The organism is Halomonas sp. KG2 (assembly GCA_030440445.1).
Classification (GTDB): domain Bacteria; phylum Pseudomonadota; class Gammaproteobacteria; order Pseudomonadales; family Halomonadaceae; genus Vreelandella.
Genome location: CP098528.1, coordinates 761555 through 784576, shown reverse-complemented (window position 1 = coordinate 784576; position 23022 = coordinate 761555). Strand labels below are relative to the sequence as shown.

Below are 23022 nucleotides of genomic sequence, written 5' to 3'. Positions count from 1 at the left end.
CCGATGGCATCCGTATAAATGTCGTTACCTGTGCTAAATGTCTAAAATTTATTGATAATAGCGATTAGTTAATGCAGATCGCCACGCCCAACGTTGGCCTAAGGAGATATCATGGAGCACGATGCGCCGCGCCCGAACCTAGCCATCAGTGCCTACCGCGCCCTGAAGCACGACATCATTCGCGGCCGTTATGCGCCTGAAGAGAAGCTTTTAATGAGCCGCCTCAAGGAGTATTACGGCGCCAGTACCGGTCCTCTACGCGAAGCGCTTTCCCAATTAGTTGCCGACCGCTTGGTGATTGCGATTAGCCAACGTGGCTATCGCGTTGCCCCCATGTCGCTGGCCGAGCTGAACGATATTTACGACGCACGCGCTCAGTTAGAGGGCCTGATTTTGCGCCTGGCCATTGAGCGCGGCGACGACGACTGGGAAGCCAATGTCCTCGCCACCGCTCATCGGCTAGCTAAAGTGACCGAGGTCAGCTCCCCCGATGAGCTGCTTGATGGCTGGGATTTGCGCCATAAGGCATTTCATACCGCCATTGCTAGCGGCTGCAACTCGCCACACCTGTTACAGATGCGCGACACGCTGTTTGATCAGGTAGAACGCTACCGCCACCTGTGGTTGCAGGAAACGGTGATGTCGCCCCAGGCACTTGAAATCAAAAGACAAGAGCATGCCGCCTTGGTAGACGTCATCCTGGCTCGTGATACAGAGCAAGCGGCCAACCTCATGCGTGATCACTTAATGACACCGGTCCCGATTATTACCCGTGTTCTCGAGGAACGAGGGATCAATTAAATTGTTTATTTTAAAATGTAGATATTTCAATAAAACGACGATACATTGGATCGTATCAAAATGACTACGTAGGAGTTCACGCCATGACCCGCTTCAACTGGGACGACCCGCTGCTGCTCGAACACCAACTCACCGATGAAGAGCGCCAAATTCGTGATGCCGCTCACGACTACTGCCAGGAAAACCTGCAGCCACGCGTGCTGAGTGCTTTTCGTGAAGAGCGCTTTGATCGTGAGATCATGAGCGAGATGGGTGAGCTTGGCCTGCTGGGTGCCACTGTTGCCCCGGAATATGGCGGCTCAGGCGTGAACCATGTGGCCTACGGACTGATTGCCCGCGAAGTAGAGCGCGTTGATTCAGGCTACCGCTCAGCCATGAGCGTGCAGTCATCACTGGTGATGTACCCGATTGAAGCCTATGGCTCTGAAGAGCAGAAGCATAAATATTTACCTAAGCTCGCCAGCGGAGAAATGGTCGGCTGTTTTGGTTTAACCGAACCTGACCATGGCTCAGACCCTGGTTCAATGATCACTCGAGCAGAAAAAGTTGACGGCGGCTACCGCTTAACCGGTGCCAAAATGTGGATTACCAACAGCCCGATTGCCGATATTGCGGTGGTTTGGGCAAAGTCCGCCGCCCACGACAATCAAATCAAAGGCTTTATTGTTGAGCGCGGTACCGAAGGCTTCAGCACCCCCAAAATTGAAGGCAAGGTGTCGCTTCGCGCTTCCATCACCGGTGAAATCGTACTGGACAATGCCTTTGTCCCTGAAGAAAACCTATTGCCTAACGTTAGCGGTTTAAAAGGACCTTTCGGTTGCTTGAATAAAGCGCGTTATGGCATTGCCTGGGGCGTTATGGGCACCGCTGAGTTCTGTTGGCATGCCGCACGCCAATACACCTTAGACCGCAAACAGTTTGGCCGCCCGCTGGCTGCAAATCAGTTGATCCAGAAGAAACTCGCAGACATGCAAACCGAGATCACCCTGGGCTTACAGGCAGCACTACAGGTAGGTCGCCTGATGGATAGCGGCAATTGGGCACCGGAAATGGTCTCACTCATCAAACGCAATAACTGCGGTAAAGCGCTGGATATCGCTCGCCAGTCTCGCGACATGCACGGCGGCAACGGCGTTTCCGATGAGTACGGCGTTATTCGTCATATGGTGAACTTGGAATCGGTAAACACCTACGAAGGCACTCACGATGTACATGCCTTAATCTTGGGCCGTGCCCAGACCGGTATTCAGGCATTTTTCTAAATAGCGACAAGTGAGGCACTTAATGAGCACAGCAGCCAAGCCACTAGCAGGCATCAAAGTACTCGATATTTCACGTGTACTGGCTGGCCCGTGGTGCGGGCAAATGCTCGCAGACATGGGGGCTGATGTGATCAAGGTAGAGCGCCCCGTCAGCGGCGATGATACTCGCCACTGGGGCCCTCCATGGCTCTCTGGCAGTTCAGAGTCGGCCTACTACCTCTGCGCCAACCGGGGCAAACGCTCGGTCACCGTCGATATGGCCAAGCCTGAAGGCCAGGCATTGATTAAGCAGCTCGTCGCCACCTCCGATGTGTTACTTGAAAACTTCAAAGTGGGCGGTTTGAAAAAGTACGGTCTGGACTATGAGAGCCTGAAGGCACTGAATCCTCGGCTTATCTACTGTTCAATCACCGGCTTTGGCCAGGAAAGCCCTTACGCACACCGCGCCGGTTACGACTTCATGATTCAGGCAATGGGCGGCATTATGAGCCTGACTGGCAAGCCTGATCATGAACCCGGCGGTGGCCCCGTCAAAATCGGCGTTGCCTTTACCGATATTTTCACCGGCCTATATGCCGCCAATGCCGTGCTGGCAGCGCTTTACCAGCGCCGCGATAGCAACGTTGGATGTCATATTGATATGGCGTTGATGGACGTGCAGGTGGGCGTACTGGCGAACCAAGCGCTCAACTACTTAACCTCCGGTCAAGTGCCTCAGCGGCTGGGGAATGCACATCCCAATATCGTTCCCTACCAAGCATTTGCCACTGCCGATGGCCATATGATTGTTGCCGTCGGTAATGACGAGCAGTTTAAGCGTTTCTGCCAAGTGATCGATCAGCCAACGTTGCCGCTGGACCCACGGTTCGCCACCAACGGCGCACGGGTGCAGCACCGCACTGTATTGGCTCCTCTACTGGAGGCTGTATTACTAACGCAGAAAACTGATGAATGGCTGGCTGCCTTTGAAGCCGCCGGTGTGCCTAGCGGGCCAATCAACACCTTGGATCGCGTCTTCGACGACCCCCATGTCAAAGCACGTGGCTTGAAGCAAACGCTTCCCCACAGCCAAGCCGGTCACGTCGATTTAGTCGCGAACCCTATCCGTATCAACGGCGAGTCCATCAGCGCTCAGACTCCCCCACCCTCACTGGGTGAGCACACGCAGCAGGTGCTTGACGAGCTTGGCATTACCAGCGAACAGCGCCACGCACTGCAACAAGCTGGCATTATTTAACGCTCGTTATTCTCCTTTTTTCATATCTACTTAACGATTCATCTTAGCGCCCGCCTGGGCGCTTTTTTGTCGCTACGGCGCACCTATCAATTTCTATACAAAACCTATACGAAAAGTTCACAAGCGACTAAACTGACTTCGTCTATGATTAGATAGTTAAAAAAAATTTTAAATTAACCGGCAACGGCTAACGTAGATTGGCCAGCGAGTAACTTGGCGCACTGCTATAGGGGGATTTCATGGGTCACTGCGCACGGGTAGACGGTAGCTGCAAACGATGCGAGGGGGACCTTCCTTTTGATTTCACTATGGCCTTTCAACCGATTGTAGACGTGTCACTTGCTCGCGTGGTGACACATGAGGCGCTTGCCAGAGGGATTAATGGCGAATCTGCCTGGAGCGTTATCTCTCAGGTGACTGACGGCCTACTGTATCGGTTTGATCAAGCTTGTCGCGTTAAAGCGATTGAGATGGCAAGCGCTTTGAATATGCCAACGGCGTTATCAATCAACTTTTTACCCAATGCTGTCTACGAACCGGAAGCCTGCATTCAAGCAACGCTTGATATTTCTCGACGCGTGGGATGGCCAATGGAGCGGCTAATTTTTGAAATCACTGAAACCGAACGCGTACGTGACCGCCAGCACCTGCGCAATATCATCGAAGCCTATCGCGAGATGGGCTTTAAAACAGCCCTTGATGACTTTGGCAATGGCTATGCCAACCTGGATCTGCTGACTGACCTAACACCGGACAAACTCAAAATCGACCGCGAGCTGGTGATGAACTGTGACCATGATACGCGTCGCCAAGCGCTGTTCAACTCCATCATTTTGCTAGCTAAAGAGTTGAACATGACGCTCATTGCCGAAGGGGTAGAAACACGCGAAGAAGCATTATGGCTAGCGCGGGCGGGCATTGTTCGTCAACAAGGCTTTTTCTACGCCAAGCCGGCTATTAATTCCTTAGGCCCAGACCTAACCTCACAATTATTAGACTTAAGAGAAGAGGTGTACGCAGGCTTAGAAGCATCAAGCTACTGATGCAGACCTGTTATCTACTGCCTATTACCGATTGTCTTTTAACTACCCTCCATTAACTACTATCTTTTAATCAGCGTCTTTTAACGACTGTCTGTCACCTGCTGTCTGTCACCTACTACCCATTACCCCCGTTTTATCGTCTATATAACGAATTTGAAACAATGACGACCGAACCTGTCACATAAACAGTGACACTGCACATTTCTCACAGGCAACATCCAACACCCAAAGGAGTTGAGCCATGAGCAACGCCGAGCTAAACGAACTGAAGCAGAAGTATGTCGCAGCGGGCGCCGCCAGCCCCGCCACTGCTTTTGCGGATCGCGCTGAGAATGCTGAGATCTGGGACGCCGACGGCAATCGCTTTATCGACTTCGCAGGCGGTATTGGCGTTTTGAACGTAGGCCATCGCCATCCTAAAGTGGTTGCTGCGGTGAAAGCCCAGCTGGATAAGGTGATGCACACCTGCCAAACAGTGATGCCTTATGAAGGCTATGTAAAAGTTGCTGAAAAACTTAGCCACCTCGTACCGGTTCGCGGCCACGCCAAAGTAATGCTGGCTAACTCCGGTGCAGAAGCGTTGGAAAATGCCGTTAAAATTGCCCGCGCTGCCACCGGTCGCTCTAACGTCATTTGTTTTGACGGCGGTTATCACGGCCGAACGTTCTACACCATGGCCATGAACGGCAAAGTAGCTCCCTATCAAAGCGATTTTGGCCCGATGCCAGGCACGGTCTTCCGCGCGCCTTATCCGGTGCCCTACCACGGCGTCAGCGAAGACGAAGCCCTTCGTGGTCTGAAAATGACCCTGAAAACCGACGCCAACCCAAAAGACACCGCCGCGATTGTCTTGGAGCCGGTACTTGGCGAAGGCGGCTTCTATCCTGCATCGAAAAGCTTTCTGGAGAAGATCCGCGAAATTTGCGATGAGCATGGCATGCTGATGATCATCGACGAAGTGCAGTCTGGCTTTGGCCGAACCGGCAAAATGTTCGCCATTGAGCACAGCGGCGTTGAGCCGGACATCATGACCATGGCGAAAAGCATGGCTGACGGCATGCCAATCTCTGCGATTGTCGGCACCGATAAGGTCATGGACGCCTCAGGCCCCAACTCGCTCGGCGGCACCTATACCGGTAGCCCTACCGCCTGCGCCGCGGCACTGGCCGTGATGGAAGTATTCGAAGAGGAAAACATTCTTGAGAAAAGCCGAGCGCTGGGTGAAAAGCTAGCGGCTCGTTTTGGCGAGTGGCAGACCAAGTTCGACTGCATTGATAATGTACGCAACATGGGCGCTATGGCAGCGTTTGAACTGGTCTCGAACAAAACGGATCGCACGCCCAATCCAGAACTTGCCGCAGCGCTGTGTAAGAAAGCCCGTGAGGAAGGGTTGATCCTGCTCTCCTGCGGCATGTACGGCAATACGATTCGCTTTTTGATGCCTGTCACGATTGAAGACAGCGTCCTCAACGAAGGGCTGGATATTATCGAATCTTGCCTGGAGTCGCTGGTTTAAAAACTATTAGCGCCAAGATTAACGCCGCCCAAATCGGGCGGCGTTTGACTATTTCTTGTATACGTAGTGCAAGAACCAGTGCAAGGAACCAGCACAAGCCAAAGCCCCCCTCCCAGACCGATTTCAACCGCCCTGTCGCTATTCAGTCCCTTCTCGTCGCTATTAGAAATAGCTGGCTGGTCAATGACTGTAGTTTAAGAAATATCTTCAATAATAAACAGTGGGGAAGATTGCATGATTTCTAAAACTACTATGAAAAACAGCAGTTTTAAACCGGTCAGTAAAGCGTCCATGGTGTTAGGCATGTTGCTGGTTAGCGGCTACTCCTATGCACAGTCAATCAATATGGATTTTTCTAATGAATATAACGCTACGTCAATACATGCTCAGGGAGATGCTTACTTTATTGATAAAGTAAAAGAGCTAACAGATGGCGATATAGGTATTACGCTGCATACGGGGGGAGCATTAGGTTTTAACTCAGGTGACCACTTTTATGCTGTCGCCGATGGAGCCGTTGATATAGCCGATACATTATCGGGCACCATGAGCGGGATCGATTCTATTTTTCTGCTCTCTTCCTTACCGTTTATTGTAGAAGACATCGAAGATGCACGGCGCCTATATGAAATAGCTAAACCCTACTATGAAGAGGTATTTGAAGATAATGATCAAATATTACTCTATGCATCTCCCTGGCCACCCAGCGGTATCTGGTCAAAAACAGCAATAGCCAATCAGAGCGATCTTGAAAATTTGAAAATCCGTACCTTTGATCGCAATGGAACGGAGACCTTTCGCAACGTGGGAGCTTCCCCTGTGAGTCTGTCCTGGGGCGATGTGGTGCCGCAGTTGGCGACCGGCGGCATCAGCGCGGTATTAACCTCGGCAGAAGCCGGCGCCAACGGCAGTTTCTGGGAACATCAAGATCATTTTTCAGCGGTTCAATATGCCATTCCGCTTAATATGGTCCATATGAATAAGGCCGTATTTGATTCATTGAGCGCTGAACAGCAACAAGCCCTTCTTGAAGCAGCCAACCTGACCGACCAGCATAACTGGGCGGCGGTTGAGGTCCGTACCGAAGAAAACTACCAGACGCTTGGCGAGCATGACGTAGCTATCAGTGACCCCGTCTCAGCTGATTTGCTGAATGCCCTCTCTGAAGCATCCACCAGCGTTGTTGAGAACTGGCTTGAAAACACCGGTGATATGGGTCAGTCAATTTTGACTGAGTTCAGAGGCCAGCAATGATCTTGCTAAAAGGCATGGAGCGTATCTCCATGCTGCTTAATAGGATCGGTGCAGTGATTGCTATCATGCTGATTGTTTACATGCTGGGGCATATTCTGCTGGAGATAGCACTGAGGTTCTTTGGCCACTCCACCTATATCCTGGATGAGTATATTGGCTATGCAGTCGCCACTATGTCTTTTCTGGGCCTTCCTTATGTACTTGAAAAAGGGGGGCTTATCAGAGTTTCCCTGTTACTTGAGCGTATCCCGGTGAATAGGCGGTGGCCGCTTGAGTTTTTCAGTAGCCTATTAACTGCCAGCTGCTTTTTATGGATATCTACGTTCTGGTTTCAGAATGTTCAGCGAAGCTTTAGCCGCGGTGTGGTCAGTGAAACACTCGCGGAAACGCCTATCTGGATACCTGAAGGCGCCATACTGATTGGCATGTGGCTGATCTCTTTTTCGCTTCTTGTCAGAGCCTTGAAAATACTGATGCTGCGCTCTCAGTACTTGCCTGTAGCTGAATAAGATTTAACTGATGGGAAGTGACTCATGGACATTTTTTGGACGGCTATCGGCGTTGCGTTTCTGCTGCTTTTCTTACTGACCATGGGGACATGGATTTTTGCCGCCATGTTGGCAGTTTCCATAGGCTCTCTCTGGCTGTTTGGAGATTTCAGTGCAGACCGCATTGGCCTGATTTTATCGCGAATTTTATACCGAGCTAGCAATAGCTGGGAGTTATCTGCGATTCCCCTGTTTATTCTCATGGGAGAACTGATATTTCGCTCCAATATCTCTGAGCGCCTGTTTAAGGGTCTGGTGCCGATTACCAGCCACTTGCCCGGCGGAATTCTGCATACCAATGTTTTGGGCTGCACCCTGTTTGCGGCGGTGAGCGGTTCGAGTGCGGCGACAACGGCCACGATTGGTAAAATTACCACGCAAGAGCTGAAACAGAGAGGCTACGACAGAAACCTATCCATTGGCTCATTGGCGGGTGCCGGTAGCCTGGGTCTATTGATACCACCATCGATTGTGATGATCGTCTATGGTGTTCAGGCCGAAGTATCCATCAGTCAGCTGTTTATGGCGGGAGTTGTGCCCGGGCTGTTGATAGCCTTTCTATACAGCTGCTATATCGGCTTCAGATCATGGATGGCGCCATCATTGGCACCGAAGAGTGTGATATCTGATCAGACGATCTGGCAGTCCTTTGTATTGCTGCTGCCCATATTGGTGCTGATCTCCATCGTGATTGGATCAATCTATAGCGGTATTGCAACGCCTTCAGAGGCGGCAGCGGTGGGTGTCGGCGCCACTTTGCTGCTATTAGGGTTTGAAAGACAGTTAAGCATCAGGCTGTTTGTTGATGCATTTCGTGGAACGCTAATAACGTCGATTATGGTCTGTAGCCTTCTCATCGCGGCCACGCTTTTATCCACGGCGATGGGGTATCTACACCTGCCGCGTGAGTTGGCCGGATGGATTGCCGAGCAGGACTTCAGCCCCATGGTGCTGCTGTTTGCCCTGGCCATTTTCTATATTGTGCTGGGGCTGTTCCTGGATGGCATTTCGATTACCGTGATGAGCCTGCCAATCACGCTGCCGATTGTCTTGCTAGCGGGGTTTGACCCCATCTGGTTCGGTATCTTCCTGATTATCATGATTGAGCTTGGACAAATTACGCCGCCCGTCGGTTTCAATCTCTTTGTGCTGCAAAGCCTGACAGGCGAAAGTATCAGCCGCGTGGCATGGGCTTCGCTACCGTTTTTCCTGCTCATGTGTGTAGCCGCACTGCTTGTCAGTATCTGGCCACAAATAGCCCTATGGTTGCCCAGCGTCATGGCCGGTTAAGTGCAGGTAGCTGTTAAAAAATGCCGCCCGATCCAATCGGGCGGCGTTGCTTTAACGCGGACGTCGGTCGCCTTCGAGGAAATTAGCCGTAAAGACCGCTTTGCCGTGAGTCTCGAACGACCACTTCATCACATCGCTTAAAGCGGTCATCACCGCATCGAACTCTCCGAACACCTGGGTACTCATTCGATTAGGGTGAACTTCTAATCCTGTCGCTTCCAAACGTTTTACCACGTCTTTCACCACTGGCTTAAAATCATCGGCCAGTGGGTAATAGCTTAGCTGTACGGAAAGATACATCCTGCCTCCTTATACGCTTTATGCGCGCTTACTGGCTCCCTGTGAAAAGCTCTGCCATGCCGCCAATATAGCCGCCCGTGTCTCATCAGGATGTTCCATAGGGAACATATGAGTACCGGGAACCTCACTGATAGCTAACCCACGACGCTGAAGCCGCTTGACCCGTGTGGGGGTGAGTAAATGCGACTCCTGCCCTGCTACCAGGTGGATCGGCACACCGACGCGACGTGGCAATCCCGATAGATGATCCGGCAGATGGCGAAATATCTCTACCTCAATACCTGGGTCGAAGGTTAGCTCAGCGCTACCGTCATCCAGCAAGCGCGTGCCTGCTTCAATGTAGTCGTTCAATGCCTCTGGGGTAAAGCGGCGAAATAACCCACGGCGGCGCAGCGAGTCAGCCATGGCTTCTCGGCTAGGCCACACACTGCGCCGCCCCTGGGTTTTACCAGCAGGGGTGATGCGGTCCATAAAACCAAATCGCTTCGCCGCTTTCATCACCCAGGCATCCGGCCCCAGCATCAACGGCGGGTCAAGCATAATGACGCCGCAGAAGCGTTCTGGCTGTTTATCTGCCGCCATGGCCATCAGCGTACCGCCTAACGAGTGACCAACACCCAATAACGGCGCGTCTGTAACCGGCAAGTAGCTCAACAGTTCATCGACTAAATTGCCCCAGTTATGGTTCACCGGGTAATCCGGGTGATGCCCCAATCGATCTAGCGGATGGAGGTCAAACGACTCTGCCAGTGGTTCCAGCAGCGTGCGATAGCTTAAGCCAGGAAAGCCATTCGCATGGGCAAACACTAAACGAGGGCGTTGGGTGGCATGGGCAGACATGGTTAGCTCGCAAGGTAGGAAGACAGGAAAGCAGCGTGGCAGCAGCACCCACGCTAACTAGCTAGCAAGTAGACAAACTATCATACGTCTGTTTTAACGCGCCTTTGTATGAGCGTCAATCGACATAAGTATTAACAGGCTAATTAAAACAGCGAGAGTTGCTGAACGGTGGCTTCTTCTGCCAAACGATAGCCCACGCCTAATAGCCGAACGGGCCTCTCCCCTCGCGCCCAACCAATAGTTAACAGGGATTCGAATTGATCCAGGCTAGGTGCTGGGTCGGCGTGTTCAACCGTGGTTTGGGTAAAGTCGTTGAATTTGACCTTGACCATGACGCCACGCACGCCGGGCGCGGGGTCTAGTCTGGCATAGCGCTGCTCTAAGTCGTTGAGCAGATCTGGTAATTGTCGGCGACAGGCTTCCAGGGTGGGTAAGTCCTGGGAGTAAGTTTGCTCGGTGCTGATCGATTTCCGCTCACGATGAGTTTTCACTGGTCGCTCGTCGCGCCCAAAGCTAAGCTCGAACAGCCGATGACCGAAGCGGCCAAACTGTTCGACCAGCTCAGTGAGCGGACGAGACCGCAAATCCGCACAAGTTTGAATACCCAACCCCGCCAATTTTTCAGCCGTGCGCGGCCCTACGCCGTGGATTTTCTTGACCGGCAGTTGCTGCACAAAGCCATCGATATCGTTCGGCGTGATCACAAACAGACCATCGGGCTTGCGCCAGTCGCTGGCAATTTTGGCAAGAAACTTATTGGGTGCGACACCTGCCGAGACGGTAATGCCTACTTCCTGCTTAACCCGTTGGCGAATCGCTTCGGCCATCCGGGTGGCGCTGCCGTTGCACAGGGAAATATCAGTAACGTCTAAAAAGGCTTCATCTAGCGAGAGCGGTTCAATCAGTTCAGTCACATCGCGATAAATCGCAAATACTTGACGCGCCACCGCTTTGTATTTGGCCATATCACCGCGGATAACGGTCAAATGTGGGCAGCGTTTGAGTGCCTGCGCCATGGGCATGGCCGAGTGGATGCCAAATTCGCGGGCGGGGTAGTTACAGGTAGCGACAACCCCGCGCTGCTCAACGCTGCCGCCTATCGCAATAGGCACATCGTTAAGCGCTGGGTTGTCGCGCATTTCAACCGCTGCGTAGAAGCAGTCACAGTCGCAATGAATAATTTTGCGCACAGGTTGCCCTTGCCTCCGCCCTTACCTGTAGATAATCACAGTTTACCACAGGAAAAGCCGAGGTTACGTACCGCAAAACGTTCTTAGTACCTGCTCGTTTTCCGTTGCGGGGGCTGCAAGGCGGCGTGCTTGTGCGGATTCATCAAAGGGCTGGGTGACCACAGCAAGTAAGCTGTGAAACGGCGCAAAATCGCCCTCGTAAGCCGCATCAATAACTTCCTGAACGCGGTGATTGCGGGGAATAACAACCGGATTGGCTCCCCGCATAGCCGCTAAGCGCTCGCTGTCTTGGCTGGCAACCTGTGCGGCTTGCCACTTATCTAGCCATGCCGCCAACTCATTGGGCTGGGTGGTCAGCGCCAGCAGTGCTTCTTTATGCGTTTCACTTGAGGTGCTGGCGTAATGTGTCAGCGCATCAAAGGTGGCGGTCATATCCATCCGCCCCTGGTGCATCTGGCTTTCCAGCATCTCCATTAGCGGTACCGCTTGGTCGCTGTCTGCTGCAAGGCCGAGCTTATCCGCATGCAGGCGGCGCTGCTCGGCATCAAACAGTGGCCCAAAGCGGCGGATGATATCGGTGGCCTGCTCGACGACGGTATCGCCCTCTTCGCGCATCAGCGGCAGCAGCGTTTCGGCAAAGCGGGCTAGGTTCCATTGAGCAATGGCGGGCTGGTTATCAAAGGCATAGCGCTTGCCTTGATCAATCGAGCTGTAGACTTTTTGCGGGTCAAACTGCTCCATAAAGGCACAGGGGCCGTAATCAATGGTTTCTCCGGCAATGCTGCAGTTGTCGGTATTCATCACGCCATGAATAAACCCAAGGCTCATCCACCGCGCCACCAGCGCTGCTTGGCGAGCAACCACCGCCTCTAACAAGGCTAAATAAGGATCGTCTGCACTAGCGGCTTCGGGATAGTGACGCTCAATCACATGGTCGGCCAACGCTTTCAGGGCAGCTTCATCTCTGCGTACCGCAGCAAATTGAAAGGTGCCCACACGAATATGACTGCTTGCCACGCGAGTAAATACTGCGCCGGGCTCAGGCAGTTGGCGCACGACTCGCTCACCGGTCGAAACAGCAGCTAACGCACGGGTGGTGGGTACGCCCATTGCAGCCATAAATTCACTGACCAGATACTCCCGCAGCACCGGCCCCAGCGGCGAACGACCATCACCACCACGGGAAAATGGCGTGCGCCCGCTGCCCTTGAGCTGAACGTCGCGCCGTATGCCATTCTGGTCGATGACCTCCCCCAGTAACAATGCGCGGCCATCGCCCAGCTGCGGTACAAAGTTACCAAACTGATGCCCAGCGTAACCCAGCGCCCGTGGCTCTGCGCCCGGCGGCAACTGATTGCCACTAAACCACTGGGCAAGGGTGGCATCATCAGGCTTACTCTTCAGCCCTGTCTTAACCCCCAGCGTTTCTGCCAGGCGCTCATTAAATGCAATCAGCGTGGGCTGGCTCACTGGCGTGGGCTGGCAGGCCATCCACAGTGGCTCGGGAAGCGTTGCAAACTGGTGTTCAAATGACAGCACGGGCGACTCCGCTGTTGGTGACAATCGTTGCCTAATACCCTAGCACTTTAGTCAAGTAAACGCTGCTGCAAACAGCCGACAGCATGCTCTAACACTGGTGTTAACGGCGCACGCCACTGATGGGTTAATAGCGCATCGGCGCGAGTGACGCCCAACGACAGCGAGGCCACCGGCAAACCCATGGCGTGGGCATCACGGCAGAAGCGGTAGCCGGAATACACCATCAACGAGGTACCCACAGCCAACACGGCATCGGCGTTTTGCAGCCCTGCTTGGGCAGCCAAGCGCCGCGCTGGCGGCACCACATCGCCGTAATAGACAACCTGGGGCTTTAAGATGCCTTGGCAGCGCGGGCAATCCAGCACCTTAAACGTCGAAAAATCAGTTTCTAAATCCGCATCGCCGTCGGGCGCATGGTGGGCATCTAGCGCTGCAAAACGCGGGTTCATCCTGGCCATTTCGCTGTGCATGGCGTGACGCATAAGTTGATAACCGCATGTCATGCACGCCACCACGTCTGCTCGTCCGTGCAGATCAATGACCTTGCTAGAACCCGCCCGCTGATGCAGACGGTCTACGTTCTGTGTCACCAACAGCTCCACATAGCCCATGCTTTCAAGCGCCGCTAGCGCTTTATGCGCACCGCTCACTTGGGCTTCACGCATGGCTTTGAAACCGATCAGCGCCCGCGCCCAATAGCGCTGGCGCACGGCAAGTGAGGCCATAAAATCGCCATGCTGTACCGGCGGCGGTCGCTTCCACTGCCCGTCGGCATCGCGGTAATCAGGAATGCCGCTGTCGGTGCTTACTCCCGCGCCAGTAATCACCCACAGTTTAGGGTGGCGCTCAATAAACTCCGCCAGCGCTTTCCCCGCCTGCGCGATGCTATCTGTCATTTCCACGGCCTGCGTCAATGGATCACCCTATGCAACACTGCGACAAGTAACCGATACTGTATGACAATAAAGGGGTATGCAATATGCCCTCGTTATTCAACGTAAGGAGTGTCTCATGCAGTGGGATCACGAGATTATCATTGTCGGCGGTGGCATGGTGGGTGCCGCTCTGGCGGCTCGTTTAGGCCATACCGGCATGTCGGTTGGGCTGGTAGAACGCGGCAGCGCCCCCACCCCGCTCAGCGGCGATTATGACCTGCGTATCTCCTCACTCAATGCCCGTTCATTGGCGTTTGTAAAAGCGAGCGGCACCGTACTTCCCGAAGAGCGCTGCTGCCCGTTTCGTCATATTGATGTCGCCAACCAGGATGGCTCCGGCCACTCGCTGTTTTCTGCCCAGGACAGTGGTATGGACGACTTCGGCATTTTTATCGAAAACCGCACCCTGCAATATGCGTTGTGGCAACGTTTAGAGAATCTTCCCAGCGTGACCTGCTACACCCAGTGCGCACCGCTCAGCACCATGGCGGCCAGCACCGGCCGCATGCTGGAGTTAGATAACGGCAAAACCTTAAGCGCCCGCTTGATTGTTGGCGCAGATGGCGCGCATTCGACGCTACGAGAACTTGCTGGCATTGCCGTTAGTAGCTACGACTACCATCAGCGGGCGATGATTATTAACGTGGAAACCGAGCTACCCCAACAGGATATTAGCTGGCAGTGCTTCACCCCCACCGGCCCGATTGCCATGCTTCCCTTACCAGGCCATCGTGCATCGTTGGTGTGGTATGACAGCGACGAAGCCACCAAAGCCCGCGAACAGCTCTCCAACGACGCCCTAAAAACGACCGTTGAAACAGCCTTTCCCAAGCGGCTAGGCAAGCTAACCCGTGTGGTCGCAAAGGCGAGCTTTCCAATTAGACGCCAGCACGCCAAACGCTATATCGGCAAGCGCTTAGCCCTGATTGGCGATGCCGCCCACGTAGTGCATCCGTTGGCAGGGCAAGGGCTGAATATTGGCCTGCACGATGCCGATACCCTGGCAGAGCTGATCATCAAAAGCCGCGACCCAGGTGACGCTATCAGCCTGCACCGCTTCGAATGCCAGCGCCGCTTGGCCAACCAAGCCATGATTGCCGCCACCGACAGCTTCCATCACTTGTTTACCGGTGCAAAACCGCTACGCCAGCTGGGTGATCTCAGCCTACATCTTGCCGAACGCGTACCGCTCGCCAAACGCATGATGATGCAACAAGCTAACGGGCTAAACCCATTTAAAATGCGCTAAAGCCGACTACGCTATGAGGGTGGCAACGCAGCCGTTGCCAACAATAATCATAACAATCCCTCATTTAAGGAAGGCGTATGGTTCTCAAGCAGCGACACTCTTTATTGACCGTGGTGACAGTTACCAGCCTCGGGTTACTTGCAGCATCACCGCTACTGGCCTGGGATGGCGTCGTCGAAAAACAAGTCTTTGAGATGCAAGACTTCACCACCCAAGGCGGCGAAACAATTCCCGAACTTGCGGTGGGCTGGGAAGCCTACGGTGAATTAAACGACGCCCGTGACAATGCTATTTTAATTACCCATTTTTTCTCTGGCACCAGCAACGCAGCAGGTCGTTATGATCCAGATGGCGAGCCAACCGGCTACTGGGATGCCATCATTGGCCCCGGCAAACCACTGGATACCGACGAGTACTACATTATTGCGTCCGATACGCTGGTGAACCTCAACGCCCACGACCCCAATGTCACCACCACTGGCCCCGCCTCTATCAATCCAGACACCGGCGAACCGTGGGGAATGGATTTTCCTGTGGTAACGATTCGTGACTTTGTCGAGGTACAGCGGGCGTTGTTAGAGAGCCAGGGCATTGAATCGCTACACGCGGTCATGGGTGCCTCGATGGGGGCGCTTCAAGCGTTTGAATGGGCCAGTGCTTACCCTGACAAAGTGGATAGGTTGATTCCCGTTATCGGTGGCGGCGTTACCGACCCCTGGTTGCTGGCAACGCTTAGCGCCTGGGCGGCGCCCATCCGCTTAGACGCCAACTGGAATGAGGGCGACTACTACGATGGCGAGCCACCCAGCGATGGCCTAAAAGAAGCCCTCAAGATCGTCACCCTCAACGCCAATCACTGGCAGTGGGCCAATGAAACCTTCAACCGCGATTGGGCCGACGAAGAGCGCGACCCCGCTCAAGATATCAACGCCCGCTACGCCATTGAGCAAACGCTGGATGACGTCGCCGCCGCCCGCGCCGAGCTTTCCGATGCCAACCATCTGCTGTACTTGGTTCGCGCCAACCAGCTCTTTATGGCGGGCCACGGTGACTCGTTAGAAGAAGGACTGGCTGCCATCGACGCCCCGACGCTGATGCTGTATAGCGAAAACGACCTCGTCTTCGCCCCCGAAGGCGTGCGCCGCACTGCCGAGCTGATAGAAGCCGACGGTACCGAAGTGACGCTTGAAACCCTGGAAGGCAACCGCGGTCATTTAGATGGCGTCGTCTCCATCGACCAAGCCAGCGAAACGCTGCGGGAGTTTTTGAAATAGCTTTTGAAATAACGAAGTAAGCACTGGCTTCCCTGGAAGCCAGTGCTTGAAGACTACGAAGCGTTGCTAATCGCCCAGTTTCGGTATCACTACTGATAAACGCGCGGAAAAACTACTCGCCCACCATCTCAGAAAAGTGGCCCGTTTTTTCTAAGGTATATTCGCCAAAATCCCGCGCCAAGAAAAGCGAGCCTGAATAGGCGCCCTCAGCTTCTTTGCGGATGTCCTCGATGGACGGCGACGCATTGGGGCTAAACTGATAACGCGGGCTGAAGTGCGTCAGCACCAAATTAGGTAGCTTTATCGATTCGGCAAAAGCTGCGACAAGCTTGGCGTAACTATGCCCCACATCACCGACCTTCTCAGCCATCTCTTCGGTATAGGTGGCCTCATGCACCAGCACCTGCGCCTCTGCACACGCCTCGTTCAATAAGTCAGGTTGATCATTATCCCCAGCGATCACTACTTTCCTGGGCGTGTTCTTGAAGATTAGGTAGTCATGGCTTTTTAACGGCTCACCTGCAAACTCAATATCAACCCCTTGCTTCAACTGCCCCCACAACGGCCCTCTTGGAATCCCCTTTTGCGCTAGCTTTTCCATGTCCAGGGCAGCATCAACCTTTCGCTCCGTAAATGCATAGGCATAAGACGCCACCCGATGTGAAAGGCTGAATGTCTCAACCGCGATGTTCTCAAACTCAACGCTTGGCAGGTCGTCTGAGGCGATAAACTCCAAGTCAAAAGGTAAGCATAGCTGCGTCACCTCACAGGTTGCCGCCAACCAAGTTTTGATACCTGCGGGCGCAACGATGGTCAGCGGCACTTTCCGGCCCCCCATGGCCGCACTCGCCAGAATGCCCGGCAGCCCGTAGCAGTGGTCGCCGTGCACATGGGTAATCAAGATGGCCTTCAACGAATGGAACGACAGCTTGGTATGCAAGACCTGATGCTGGGTGCCCTCACCACAATCAACCAGGTACCACCCCTTACCTTTGCTTTCACGCAAAGCGATCCCGGAGACATTTCTTTGTTTGGTGGGCACACCGGCGGAGGTACCCAGGAAGAGTAGGTTCATATCGCGTCCGTGCTTTCTCTTTAGAAACCTGAACCTAGTCTGGCGGCATACAGATTTCCAATAAGTTTGGTTGCTCAGCTTTTTACGACAGGATGCCAACGACAACAGTCGCAATCGTTAAGCGGCCTCAAAGTCCAATGGCTGCAGGTCGTCCAAATTAATTGTGCTGCGAGCCACCCATAGGTCATACATGTCCTGCATTGATAGCCAGCTCTCCGGGGTACGTCCGAGAACCTTCGACAAGCGCAAAGACATTTCGGGGCTAATGCCACTATCCCCTTTGAGCAACCGTGACAAGGTGGATGGTGAAACGCCCAAGTTGGAAGCAAGCTGACGGGAGCTGATACCAAAAGGTTCTAGGTACACTTCCCGAATAAATTCGCCGGGATGCGGCGGATTATGCATCGTCATTAGTGATAATCCTCATAATCAAGAATGTACGCATTGCCATCTCGAAATTCGAACGTCATGCGCCAATTTCCGTTGATCCAAATTGACCACCGCGCTTTGTCTCTCCCCTTCAAAGGGTGGAGCCTAAAACCAGGGATATCCATATCTTCTACTGACACGGCCGTGTCCAGAGCGGCAAGCTGCATACGCAATTTCTTGGCATGATCCGCCTGTATACCAGAGGTGCTGCCACTAGCGTAGAACCGCTTGAGTCCCTTGTGGCGGAATGATTTAATCATAAACACATCATAGCTTGTTGCGCACCGCGCAACAAGCAGGCTTATATTATTTGAATTACCCGAGCCCGAGCCCGAGCCAACAACGTACTCTTTCGGGATTTGGAGTAGCGCTAATCTAATTTTTCCAGTGTAGGGAATCGCTCTAGGATTCGTCAGTACATACCTGGCTATACATGGGTTTCCTCTGGAATATGAACCATAAGATCAGTAACCCCGATATCCACACCCGCCTGAGATAGCAAGGTAGAAACTTGCCCACGATGGTGAGTTTGATGATTAAAGAAATGAAGAACCAGGCTCGAATATCGTTTATTTGCAGGAATCCCTTTGCTATTGCGATAGCTGAGAACGACATCCAGGTCACCGTCGGATAGTTCGGCTACCCAATCGATAATCCTCTGATCCAACCAACTACGGTGTTCAGATAGACGACCAAAATCTTCAAAGACAATCTGATCCAACGTAGTCGGCTTTGGAAGATCAGCAACCTCGCGCAAAGAGGCCACACAGGAGGGATGCGTAGCAAACCGTTTGAGCCAGATAGTGTCACCCACTAGGATATGATTCAGGGTTCCTAAGATGGAACCGAAGAAGGCCCCACGGTCTTTGGCTAAATCAGTGGCAGAGAGGTGGCCTGCAGCCTCATAAACCTTTGAGTTCATCCACTGATTGTAGGAAGCCAGCATTGCAAAGTGATCTTTAAGGCTCATCCGAGGTTCCTCTCAGGTATAACGTCGAGTATTGAGGCGCGAGCTTGCGAGCGTCCTGCGCGCGAAGGGCACGTACTGCTGCGCCTAGTCATACTATTTTTCTTTCGGGGTTACCTTCAGCAAGTTAAGTTTGGTGCTCAATACTCTAAGCCCAAGCTCTGACCTGATAAAATTCCTAACCTCAACAACCAACTCAGTATGATTAGCACTTCCTGACAAGGCTATGTCATTCACAAACTTATCGCATAATTCAACTTGTTTGGTATTTCCGTACAAATGAATATAGCTAATCGCTCGCTCAACTTCCCTATAATTACCGAGAATGTCAACATTTCTTCCAAGCTCAATAAAGACATCATATGCTTCAGAAAGGTATTTTAGTCTAATTTCACGCTGCTTATTCCTAACATCACGCGCAGCATTAAGTTTGTGGGCTACAACCCAGCCAATCACTGCCGCCAGAGTGGCAATTGTAGTTGGTATCAATAACTTCCAGTCCATCTTTTGGGTACACCTCACTTAATGTATAACGCCGTGTTAAGTAGTGAGCAACGCTGTCACCAAGCCTAAACCATTGCACCGCAAACACGAAACCCAACCTTGAACTGAAAATACCAAGCGTTGGGTATCACTCTTAAATGCCTTGTTATGTGCTATTTTTACCATCATAGGCTAAAGCAGCACTTTTTAGTTGCTGAATATCTGATGCACACAGATGGCGTTTTAATGCTTCAAATTTTTCTGTAGGCCAATCATATATTTTCAACTGCAAAAGATCATCAATTACAGATATCTCAAAGCGATACTTGACTAGTTTTGCCGGTGTACCACCAACTACACTATAGGGAGCAACGTCTTTAGTAACAACACTATTGGCTGCAACAATAGCTCCTTCTCCGATAGTGACGCCAGGCATTATCATCGCTCTCATTCCAAGCCATGCACCATCACCTATAAAGGTATCCCCTTTACCAACATATGCTTCATCAATGTAGTCCATAAATGGGTATAAACAGAACCAATCTGCTCGATGGGTATGATTTCCGCCCATCAAAATAATGACTTCCGCGCCAATACAGACATAATCACCAATATGAAGCTTATCGATTTCCCAACGCGGCTCCCACTTACGACTCACTTCGTCACCATGTAGATACCTAATAACCGACTCTTCAAAGCCGTTGTCCCAGCAATCACTGTAATAACTGTGAGCACCCTTTATTGAGATATTAGGATTAGTCACTACTTCATGTAGCAACTGATATTTTGACCAATGTTTATTCTGCATACTAAACCTCAAGCTAATATTAAACAATAAAAACTATTGAGTTAACACTTTGCTCGTCAGTGAATTCGAGGTTGATTTAATAGAGGAATAGGTTTCATAAAAACACTCTGAGATAGAAGGTAACTGATGATAGCAAATGACACCAAACTCAGCGGACGATTGAAGCGACGTGTAAACTGTTCCACTGTAGCTGATTGTTTAGTGCCGCACCCTATTCATCGCTGCTGTGTTTATCCTTGTTTTTGCGCATACTCTCGAAGCAATTCGGGAAACTTTTCCTGCGGTGGAAACTTACAAAAACTATGCTCTGCGCCAGTGGTAGCCCACTCCAGTTTTTCATCTGTGTAAGTTTCAATAAATGGTTTGTAGGTTCGAGAATCCTCTAGCAACGTTGAGCGAACATTAACAAAGTTATCCATACCTTCGGGTCGAGTGAACAGCCAGCTCATACAATGCCCGCAGAAATAGTGGCGAGTATTCCCATGCAGCCCACCGATAACAGGCTCTCCGGATTTAATTGAGAATGCCTCGCTCGGATAAAGCGAGCTCAAGCTAAACGCGCTAGATGTCATTTGCTGACATCCTGTGCAGTGACATGCCATGGTGATCATTGGCTTAGCGCCAACCTCAAATTCTACCTGTCCGCAACGGCAATGGCCTTTAACCTTACTTGATGTACTGTCCACTTCAATTTACCTCTTAGCTGGATATGGTTAGCGCTCTCCCCCTTCCCTAGTCCAGAGGTTGGGGAAATGGCTATATGGCGCATAACGCCGCGCTCTGCGGAAAATTTTGAGCCGCGAAACGGTGGAGAAACTGTCCGCCAACCGTGAATTGTTAGAGGGTATGTATACGCTGCAAAATGAACGCAACACGCTCATTAATATTGCCTCGTGGGACTTCTAGTGTTTCGTACCCCCACTGCGAATACCACCTTTTCATACCGTCAAACACCGCTACGGATTCCTCAAACGTTTGATCACGCTCTGAATCTGTATCGTAAATTTCTTTCCATGGAGGCAGAAGAAAGACAACGCTGTTATATGGAAATTTTTGAACGTATTGCGCTATTTCATCTCGCGTTAATGCGCTCTCCGCATCGAGCATATACAGCGCGTCCAGTACTCCGCGATCAAACAACATGACATAGTCGCAGGAGGCTGCATTCTGATACTTTTCGATATCCGCACTAAGTATCTCTTGGGCAAAAGAGACAGGGTCCGGTCGAGGCGATAACCCCGCGGCTAACCGATCTTTGATTATTTTCCTAGCAGACTCCGGTGCGAAGCTATATCCACGCTCCGCTAGAGCACTAAGAATGGTCGTTTTTCCACCGCCAGGACCGCCAGTGACTACGAATCGATGATTCATCTCACTCCTAATGAGGTTGTAGAAAATCCGAGTTCGAGCTGTCTCCACTGCTTAGTAGAAGTCGGTCCCCCCATCACCCGCTCATCCGATTTCAAAAGACGCCACGCCAAACAGGCGAGTTAACGGCAGGGTTGGCGCCTCACCCCGGTACATTCGGGCGGTTTCAAATGACCCCCTCATGCCATGCTGCTCGGCCAATGCCACCGCCGCTGGGTTGATGGCTGGCACATCAAGGAAAATCGGGTCCGATGGCGTCGTGCGGGCCCTCAAGGCGAGAAGAAGCGACTCGGCCAATGCCGGGCTGTCCGCTAACAGGGGACCGACCTTGTAGCCGTTGCGGCATTTCCGGATAACCCCATAGCCAGACAGCCTGTCATGCTGCATCACGCCCAGAGCATGACCATCGGGCTGACTGATCCAGGCGCGGGTGAACTGTTCCCTATTGGCAGGGAAAAAGGGCCGCCCATAGGCGTCAATGGTCTCAAAAGGCAGGCTGGATAGCTCGACGATCCCGGCGTGCTGGGGCGCCTTTCCGCCACCCCTCCCCTCGTAACGAATGTTGCGATAGGCCAGTGTGAAACCGGATTTCCGATAATTTTCCTGCTGATCGACGACACCATCGAGCCCGATGTTAAGGCCTTGAAGATAGCTCATCCCGGCCTGCCAAAGTTGAAGCCCATACCCTTGTCCCCGGTATTCCGGCTTGACGATATAGAAGCCCAGAAAACCAAAGGCGTCATCGTATTTGATCACCGAGATGGTAGCGATAGGCTCGTCGTCAAGCAGACCGACGAGGAAACCCTTCGGGTCGGCGGAAAAATAGCAGTCGGCATCGTGGAGCCCCGGGTTCCAGCCTTCCTTTGCGGCCCACTCCATCGCGAGGTCCAACTCTTCGCGACTCATCGCCCTAATCCTATAGCTGTTATTGTTCATTGGTTACTCTACGGAACATGAAAACGTCTTTATAGATTAGGCCTTATCAGAAAAGCGCGCATTGCTAACTAACAGGCTCGATGAAGGTGCACTAACAAATGTACGCTTAGGCTCGAAACCGATTATTGTCGCCATCTCACCTGCCCCTCCTCCATTCATCCCCTTTAGGGCACAGACAATGTTGGCAAGCTATCCAAACGTCGCTTGTCGGCAAGCCTGTTAGCGGTCAATTAAGGAAGAGCTTGAAATAGTAGAGTTAAGTGACAGCCCTAAGGCTAATGCCAGTCATTTAAGGCTGACTGGCATTATCCCCTAGCCCCATATAGCAAAGCGGCCACCTCCCAAAGCGAGCACCGCACATCATTCCCGAGCCACCGCACTGTCATTCCCGAGTGGGGTTATCGGGAATCTACCTTGACCTTGACCTGGAGCAGCCCGAAATCCCAGGTCAACATGGATTCCCGCTAAGGGCCTGCGGGAATGACGAGGGCGGCTCGGAGGGCTGGGGTGGAGTCATATTCAGGCACTTAATTAAACAAAAAACCCAGCCCATCGGCTAATGCCAGACATTTAAGGCTGACTAGCATTCCCCCCTAGCCCCATAGCAACGCGGCCACCTCCCTAAGCGTGCACCGCACATCATTCCCGAGTCACCGCACTGTCATTCCCGAGTGGGGT

General features: G+C 52.4%; 24 protein-coding genes. 10 read left to right on the top strand and 14 right to left on the bottom strand.

Annotation, left to right across the window (positions count from 1 at the left end; translation table 11 throughout):
- The first annotated feature begins 111 nt into the window (after positions 1–111).
- The 8 genes from csiR (at position 112) to NDQ72_03725 (ending at position 8951) form a co-directional block, all read left to right on the top strand.
- Positions 112–801 carry a DNA-binding transcriptional regulator CsiR gene (csiR, locus tag NDQ72_03760; protein WKD29074.1) on the top strand — a complete coding sequence of 230 codons (690 nt, stop codon included), beginning with the start codon at positions 112–114 and terminating at the stop codon, positions 799–801.
- An 83-nt stretch (positions 802–884) separates the two neighbouring features.
- Positions 885–2063, top strand: a complete 1179-nt coding sequence (locus tag NDQ72_03755) for an acyl-CoA dehydrogenase (protein ID WKD29073.1) — start codon at positions 885–887, stop codon at positions 2061–2063.
- A gap of 22 nt (positions 2064–2085) precedes the next feature.
- Complete coding sequence (locus NDQ72_03750) at positions 2086–3300, top strand: CoA transferase (GenBank protein WKD29072.1); 1215 nt, start codon at positions 2086–2088, stop codon at positions 3298–3300.
- Between the two features lie 239 nt (positions 3301–3539).
- Positions 3540–4343, top strand: a complete 804-nt coding sequence (locus tag NDQ72_03745; GenBank protein ID WKD29071.1) for an EAL domain-containing protein — start codon at positions 3540–3542, stop codon at positions 4341–4343.
- 241 nt (positions 4344–4584) lie between these two features.
- Positions 4585–5859, top strand: coding sequence for a 4-aminobutyrate--2-oxoglutarate transaminase (gabT, locus tag NDQ72_03740; GenBank protein ID WKD29070.1), 1275 nt, complete (start codon positions 4585–4587; stop codon positions 5857–5859).
- Between the two features lie 234 nt (positions 5860–6093).
- Positions 6094–7113, top strand: coding sequence for a TRAP transporter substrate-binding protein (locus tag NDQ72_03735; protein WKD29069.1), 1020 nt, complete (start codon positions 6094–6096; stop codon positions 7111–7113).
- A complete protein-coding gene (locus tag NDQ72_03730; GenBank protein ID WKD29068.1) occupies positions 7110–7622 on the top strand; it encodes a TRAP transporter small permease subunit in 513 nt (170 codons plus the stop codon). Before NDQ72_03735 ends, NDQ72_03730 begins: the two co-directional genes overlap by 4 nt.
- Before the next feature lie 24 nt (positions 7623–7646).
- A complete protein-coding gene (locus NDQ72_03725; GenBank protein ID WKD29067.1) occupies positions 7647–8951 on the top strand; it encodes a TRAP transporter large permease subunit in 1305 nt (434 codons plus the stop codon).
- Between the two features lie 51 nt (positions 8952–9002).
- Here the strand turns inward: NDQ72_03725 and NDQ72_03720 are convergent, their stop codons facing one another.
- The 5 genes from NDQ72_03720 to NDQ72_03700 form a co-directional block, all read right to left on the bottom strand.
- Entirely contained in the window at positions 9003–9251 is a 249-nt protein-coding gene (locus NDQ72_03720) for a thiamine-binding protein (protein WKD29066.1), read from the bottom strand.
- Positions 9252–9269: 18 nt separating this feature from the next.
- Positions 9270–10091 carry an alpha/beta hydrolase gene (locus tag NDQ72_03715; protein ID WKD29065.1) on the bottom strand — a complete coding sequence of 274 codons (822 nt, stop codon included), beginning with the start codon at positions 10089–10091 and terminating at the stop codon, positions 9270–9272.
- Positions 10092–10234: 143 nt separating this feature from the next.
- Complete coding sequence (gene dinB, locus NDQ72_03710; protein WKD29064.1) at positions 10235–11281, bottom strand: DNA polymerase IV; 1047 nt, start codon at positions 11279–11281, stop codon at positions 10235–10237.
- Between the two features lie 63 nt (positions 11282–11344).
- Entirely contained in the window at positions 11345–12820 is a 1476-nt protein-coding gene (locus tag NDQ72_03705) for a YdiU family protein (protein WKD29063.1), read from the bottom strand.
- A gap of 47 nt (positions 12821–12867) precedes the next feature.
- Positions 12868–13716: an NAD-dependent protein deacetylase gene (locus NDQ72_03700; GenBank protein WKD29062.1), complete on the bottom strand. Its 849-nt coding sequence runs from the start codon at positions 13714–13716 to the stop codon at positions 12868–12870.
- A gap of 115 nt (positions 13717–13831) precedes the next feature.
- Here NDQ72_03700 and NDQ72_03695 point away from each other — a divergent pair, with 115 nt between their 5' ends.
- Complete coding sequence (locus NDQ72_03695) at positions 13832–15004, top strand: UbiH/UbiF/VisC/COQ6 family ubiquinone biosynthesis hydroxylase (GenBank protein ID WKD29061.1); 1173 nt, start codon at positions 13832–13834, stop codon at positions 15002–15004.
- A gap of 77 nt (positions 15005–15081) precedes the next feature.
- The gene (locus NDQ72_03690) at positions 15082–16278 is read left to right on the top strand and encodes a homoserine O-acetyltransferase (GenBank protein WKD29060.1); all 1197 of its coding nucleotides are present in this window, start codon (positions 15082–15084) and stop codon (positions 16276–16278) included.
- Between the two features lie 112 nt (positions 16279–16390).
- On the opposite strand, the gene NDQ72_03685 is transcribed toward NDQ72_03690, so the two are convergent.
- The 9 genes from NDQ72_03685 to NDQ72_03645 form a co-directional block, all read right to left on the bottom strand.
- The gene (locus tag NDQ72_03685) at positions 16391–17353 is read right to left on the bottom strand and encodes a ribonuclease Z (protein WKD29059.1); all 963 of its coding nucleotides are present in this window, start codon (positions 17351–17353) and stop codon (positions 16391–16393) included.
- Between the two features lie 117 nt (positions 17354–17470).
- Entirely contained in the window at positions 17471–17764 is a 294-nt protein-coding gene (locus NDQ72_03680) for a HigA family addiction module antitoxin (GenBank protein ID WKD29058.1), read from the bottom strand.
- On the bottom strand, positions 17764–18042 hold the full coding sequence (locus NDQ72_03675; GenBank protein ID WKD29057.1) for a type II toxin-antitoxin system RelE/ParE family toxin: 279 nt from the start codon (positions 18040–18042) through the stop codon (positions 17764–17766). Before NDQ72_03675 ends, NDQ72_03680 begins: the two co-directional genes overlap by 1 nt.
- 167 nt (positions 18043–18209) lie before the next feature.
- The gene (locus tag NDQ72_03670) at positions 18210–18752 is read right to left on the bottom strand and encodes a DinB family protein (GenBank protein ID WKD29056.1); all 543 of its coding nucleotides are present in this window, start codon (positions 18750–18752) and stop codon (positions 18210–18212) included.
- Positions 18753–18845: 93 nt separating this feature from the next.
- A complete protein-coding gene (locus tag NDQ72_03665; protein ID WKD29055.1) occupies positions 18846–19253 on the bottom strand; it encodes a hypothetical protein in 408 nt (135 codons plus the stop codon).
- Positions 19254–19398: 145 nt separating this feature from the next.
- Positions 19399–20040 (bottom strand): CatB-related O-acetyltransferase, encoded by a 642-nt coding sequence (locus NDQ72_03660; GenBank protein ID WKD29054.1) that lies wholly within the window; start codon positions 20038–20040, stop codon positions 19399–19401.
- A 230-nt stretch (positions 20041–20270) separates the two neighbouring features.
- On the bottom strand, positions 20271–20612 hold the full coding sequence (locus NDQ72_03655) for a GFA family protein (GenBank protein ID WKD29053.1): 342 nt from the start codon (positions 20610–20612) through the stop codon (positions 20271–20273).
- A 265-nt stretch (positions 20613–20877) separates the two neighbouring features.
- Entirely contained in the window at positions 20878–21411 is a 534-nt protein-coding gene (locus tag NDQ72_03650; protein WKD29052.1) for an AAA family ATPase, read from the bottom strand.
- A gap of 81 nt (positions 21412–21492) precedes the next feature.
- Positions 21493–22314, bottom strand: a complete 822-nt coding sequence (locus NDQ72_03645) for a GNAT family N-acetyltransferase (protein ID WKD29051.1) — start codon at positions 22312–22314, stop codon at positions 21493–21495.
- Positions 22315–23022: the final 708 nt, after the last annotated feature.

Bases quoted from the DNA above. Each gene is read 5' to 3' on its own strand.
- csiR (WKD29074.1), top strand. From the start codon at position 112: ATGGAGCACGATGCGCCGCGCCCGAACCTAGCCATCAGTGCCTACCGC.
- NDQ72_03755 (WKD29073.1), top strand. From the start codon at position 885: ATGACCCGCTTCAACTGGGACGACCCGCTGCTGCTCGAACACCAACTC.
- NDQ72_03750 (WKD29072.1), top strand. From the start codon at position 2,086: ATGAGCACAGCAGCCAAGCCACTAGCAGGCATCAAAGTACTCGATATT.
- NDQ72_03745 (WKD29071.1), top strand. From the start codon at position 3,540: ATGGGTCACTGCGCACGGGTAGACGGTAGCTGCAAACGATGCGAGGGG.
- gabT (WKD29070.1), top strand. From the start codon at position 4,585: ATGAGCAACGCCGAGCTAAACGAACTGAAGCAGAAGTATGTCGCAGCG.
- NDQ72_03735 (WKD29069.1), top strand. From the start codon at position 6,094: ATGATTTCTAAAACTACTATGAAAAACAGCAGTTTTAAACCGGTCAGT.
- NDQ72_03730 (WKD29068.1), top strand. From the start codon at position 7,110: ATGATCTTGCTAAAAGGCATGGAGCGTATCTCCATGCTGCTTAATAGG.
- NDQ72_03725 (WKD29067.1), top strand. From the start codon at position 7,647: ATGGACATTTTTTGGACGGCTATCGGCGTTGCGTTTCTGCTGCTTTTC.
- NDQ72_03720 (WKD29066.1), bottom strand. From the start codon at position 9,251: ATGTATCTTTCCGTACAGCTAAGCTATTACCCACTGGCCGATGATTTT.
- NDQ72_03715 (WKD29065.1), bottom strand. From the start codon at position 10,091: ATGTCTGCCCATGCCACCCAACGCCCTCGTTTAGTGTTTGCCCATGCG.
- NDQ72_03700 (WKD29062.1), bottom strand. From the start codon at position 13,716: ATGACAGATAGCATCGCGCAGGCGGGGAAAGCGCTGGCGGAGTTTATT.
- NDQ72_03695 (WKD29061.1), top strand. From the start codon at position 13,832: ATGCAGTGGGATCACGAGATTATCATTGTCGGCGGTGGCATGGTGGGT.
- NDQ72_03690 (WKD29060.1), top strand. From the start codon at position 15,082: ATGGTTCTCAAGCAGCGACACTCTTTATTGACCGTGGTGACAGTTACC.
- NDQ72_03685 (WKD29059.1), bottom strand. From the start codon at position 17,353: ATGAACCTACTCTTCCTGGGTACCTCCGCCGGTGTGCCCACCAAACAA.
- NDQ72_03680 (WKD29058.1), bottom strand. From the start codon at position 17,764: ATGACGATGCATAATCCGCCGCATCCCGGCGAATTTATTCGGGAAGTG.
- NDQ72_03675 (WKD29057.1), bottom strand. From the start codon at position 18,042: ATGATTAAATCATTCCGCCACAAGGGACTCAAGCGGTTCTACGCTAGT.
- NDQ72_03670 (WKD29056.1), bottom strand. From the start codon at position 18,752: ATGAGCCTTAAAGATCACTTTGCAATGCTGGCTTCCTACAATCAGTGG.
- NDQ72_03665 (WKD29055.1), bottom strand. From the start codon at position 19,253: ATGGACTGGAAGTTATTGATACCAACTACAATTGCCACTCTGGCGGCA.
- NDQ72_03660 (WKD29054.1), bottom strand. From the start codon at position 20,040: ATGCAGAATAAACATTGGTCAAAATATCAGTTGCTACATGAAGTAGTG.
- NDQ72_03655 (WKD29053.1), bottom strand. From the start codon at position 20,612: ATGACATCTAGCGCGTTTAGCTTGAGCTCGCTTTATCCGAGCGAGGCA.
- NDQ72_03650 (WKD29052.1), bottom strand. From the start codon at position 21,411: ATGAATCATCGATTCGTAGTCACTGGCGGTCCTGGCGGTGGAAAAACG.
- NDQ72_03645 (WKD29051.1), bottom strand. From the start codon at position 22,314: ATGAGTCGCGAAGAGTTGGACCTCGCGATGGAGTGGGCCGCAAAGGAA.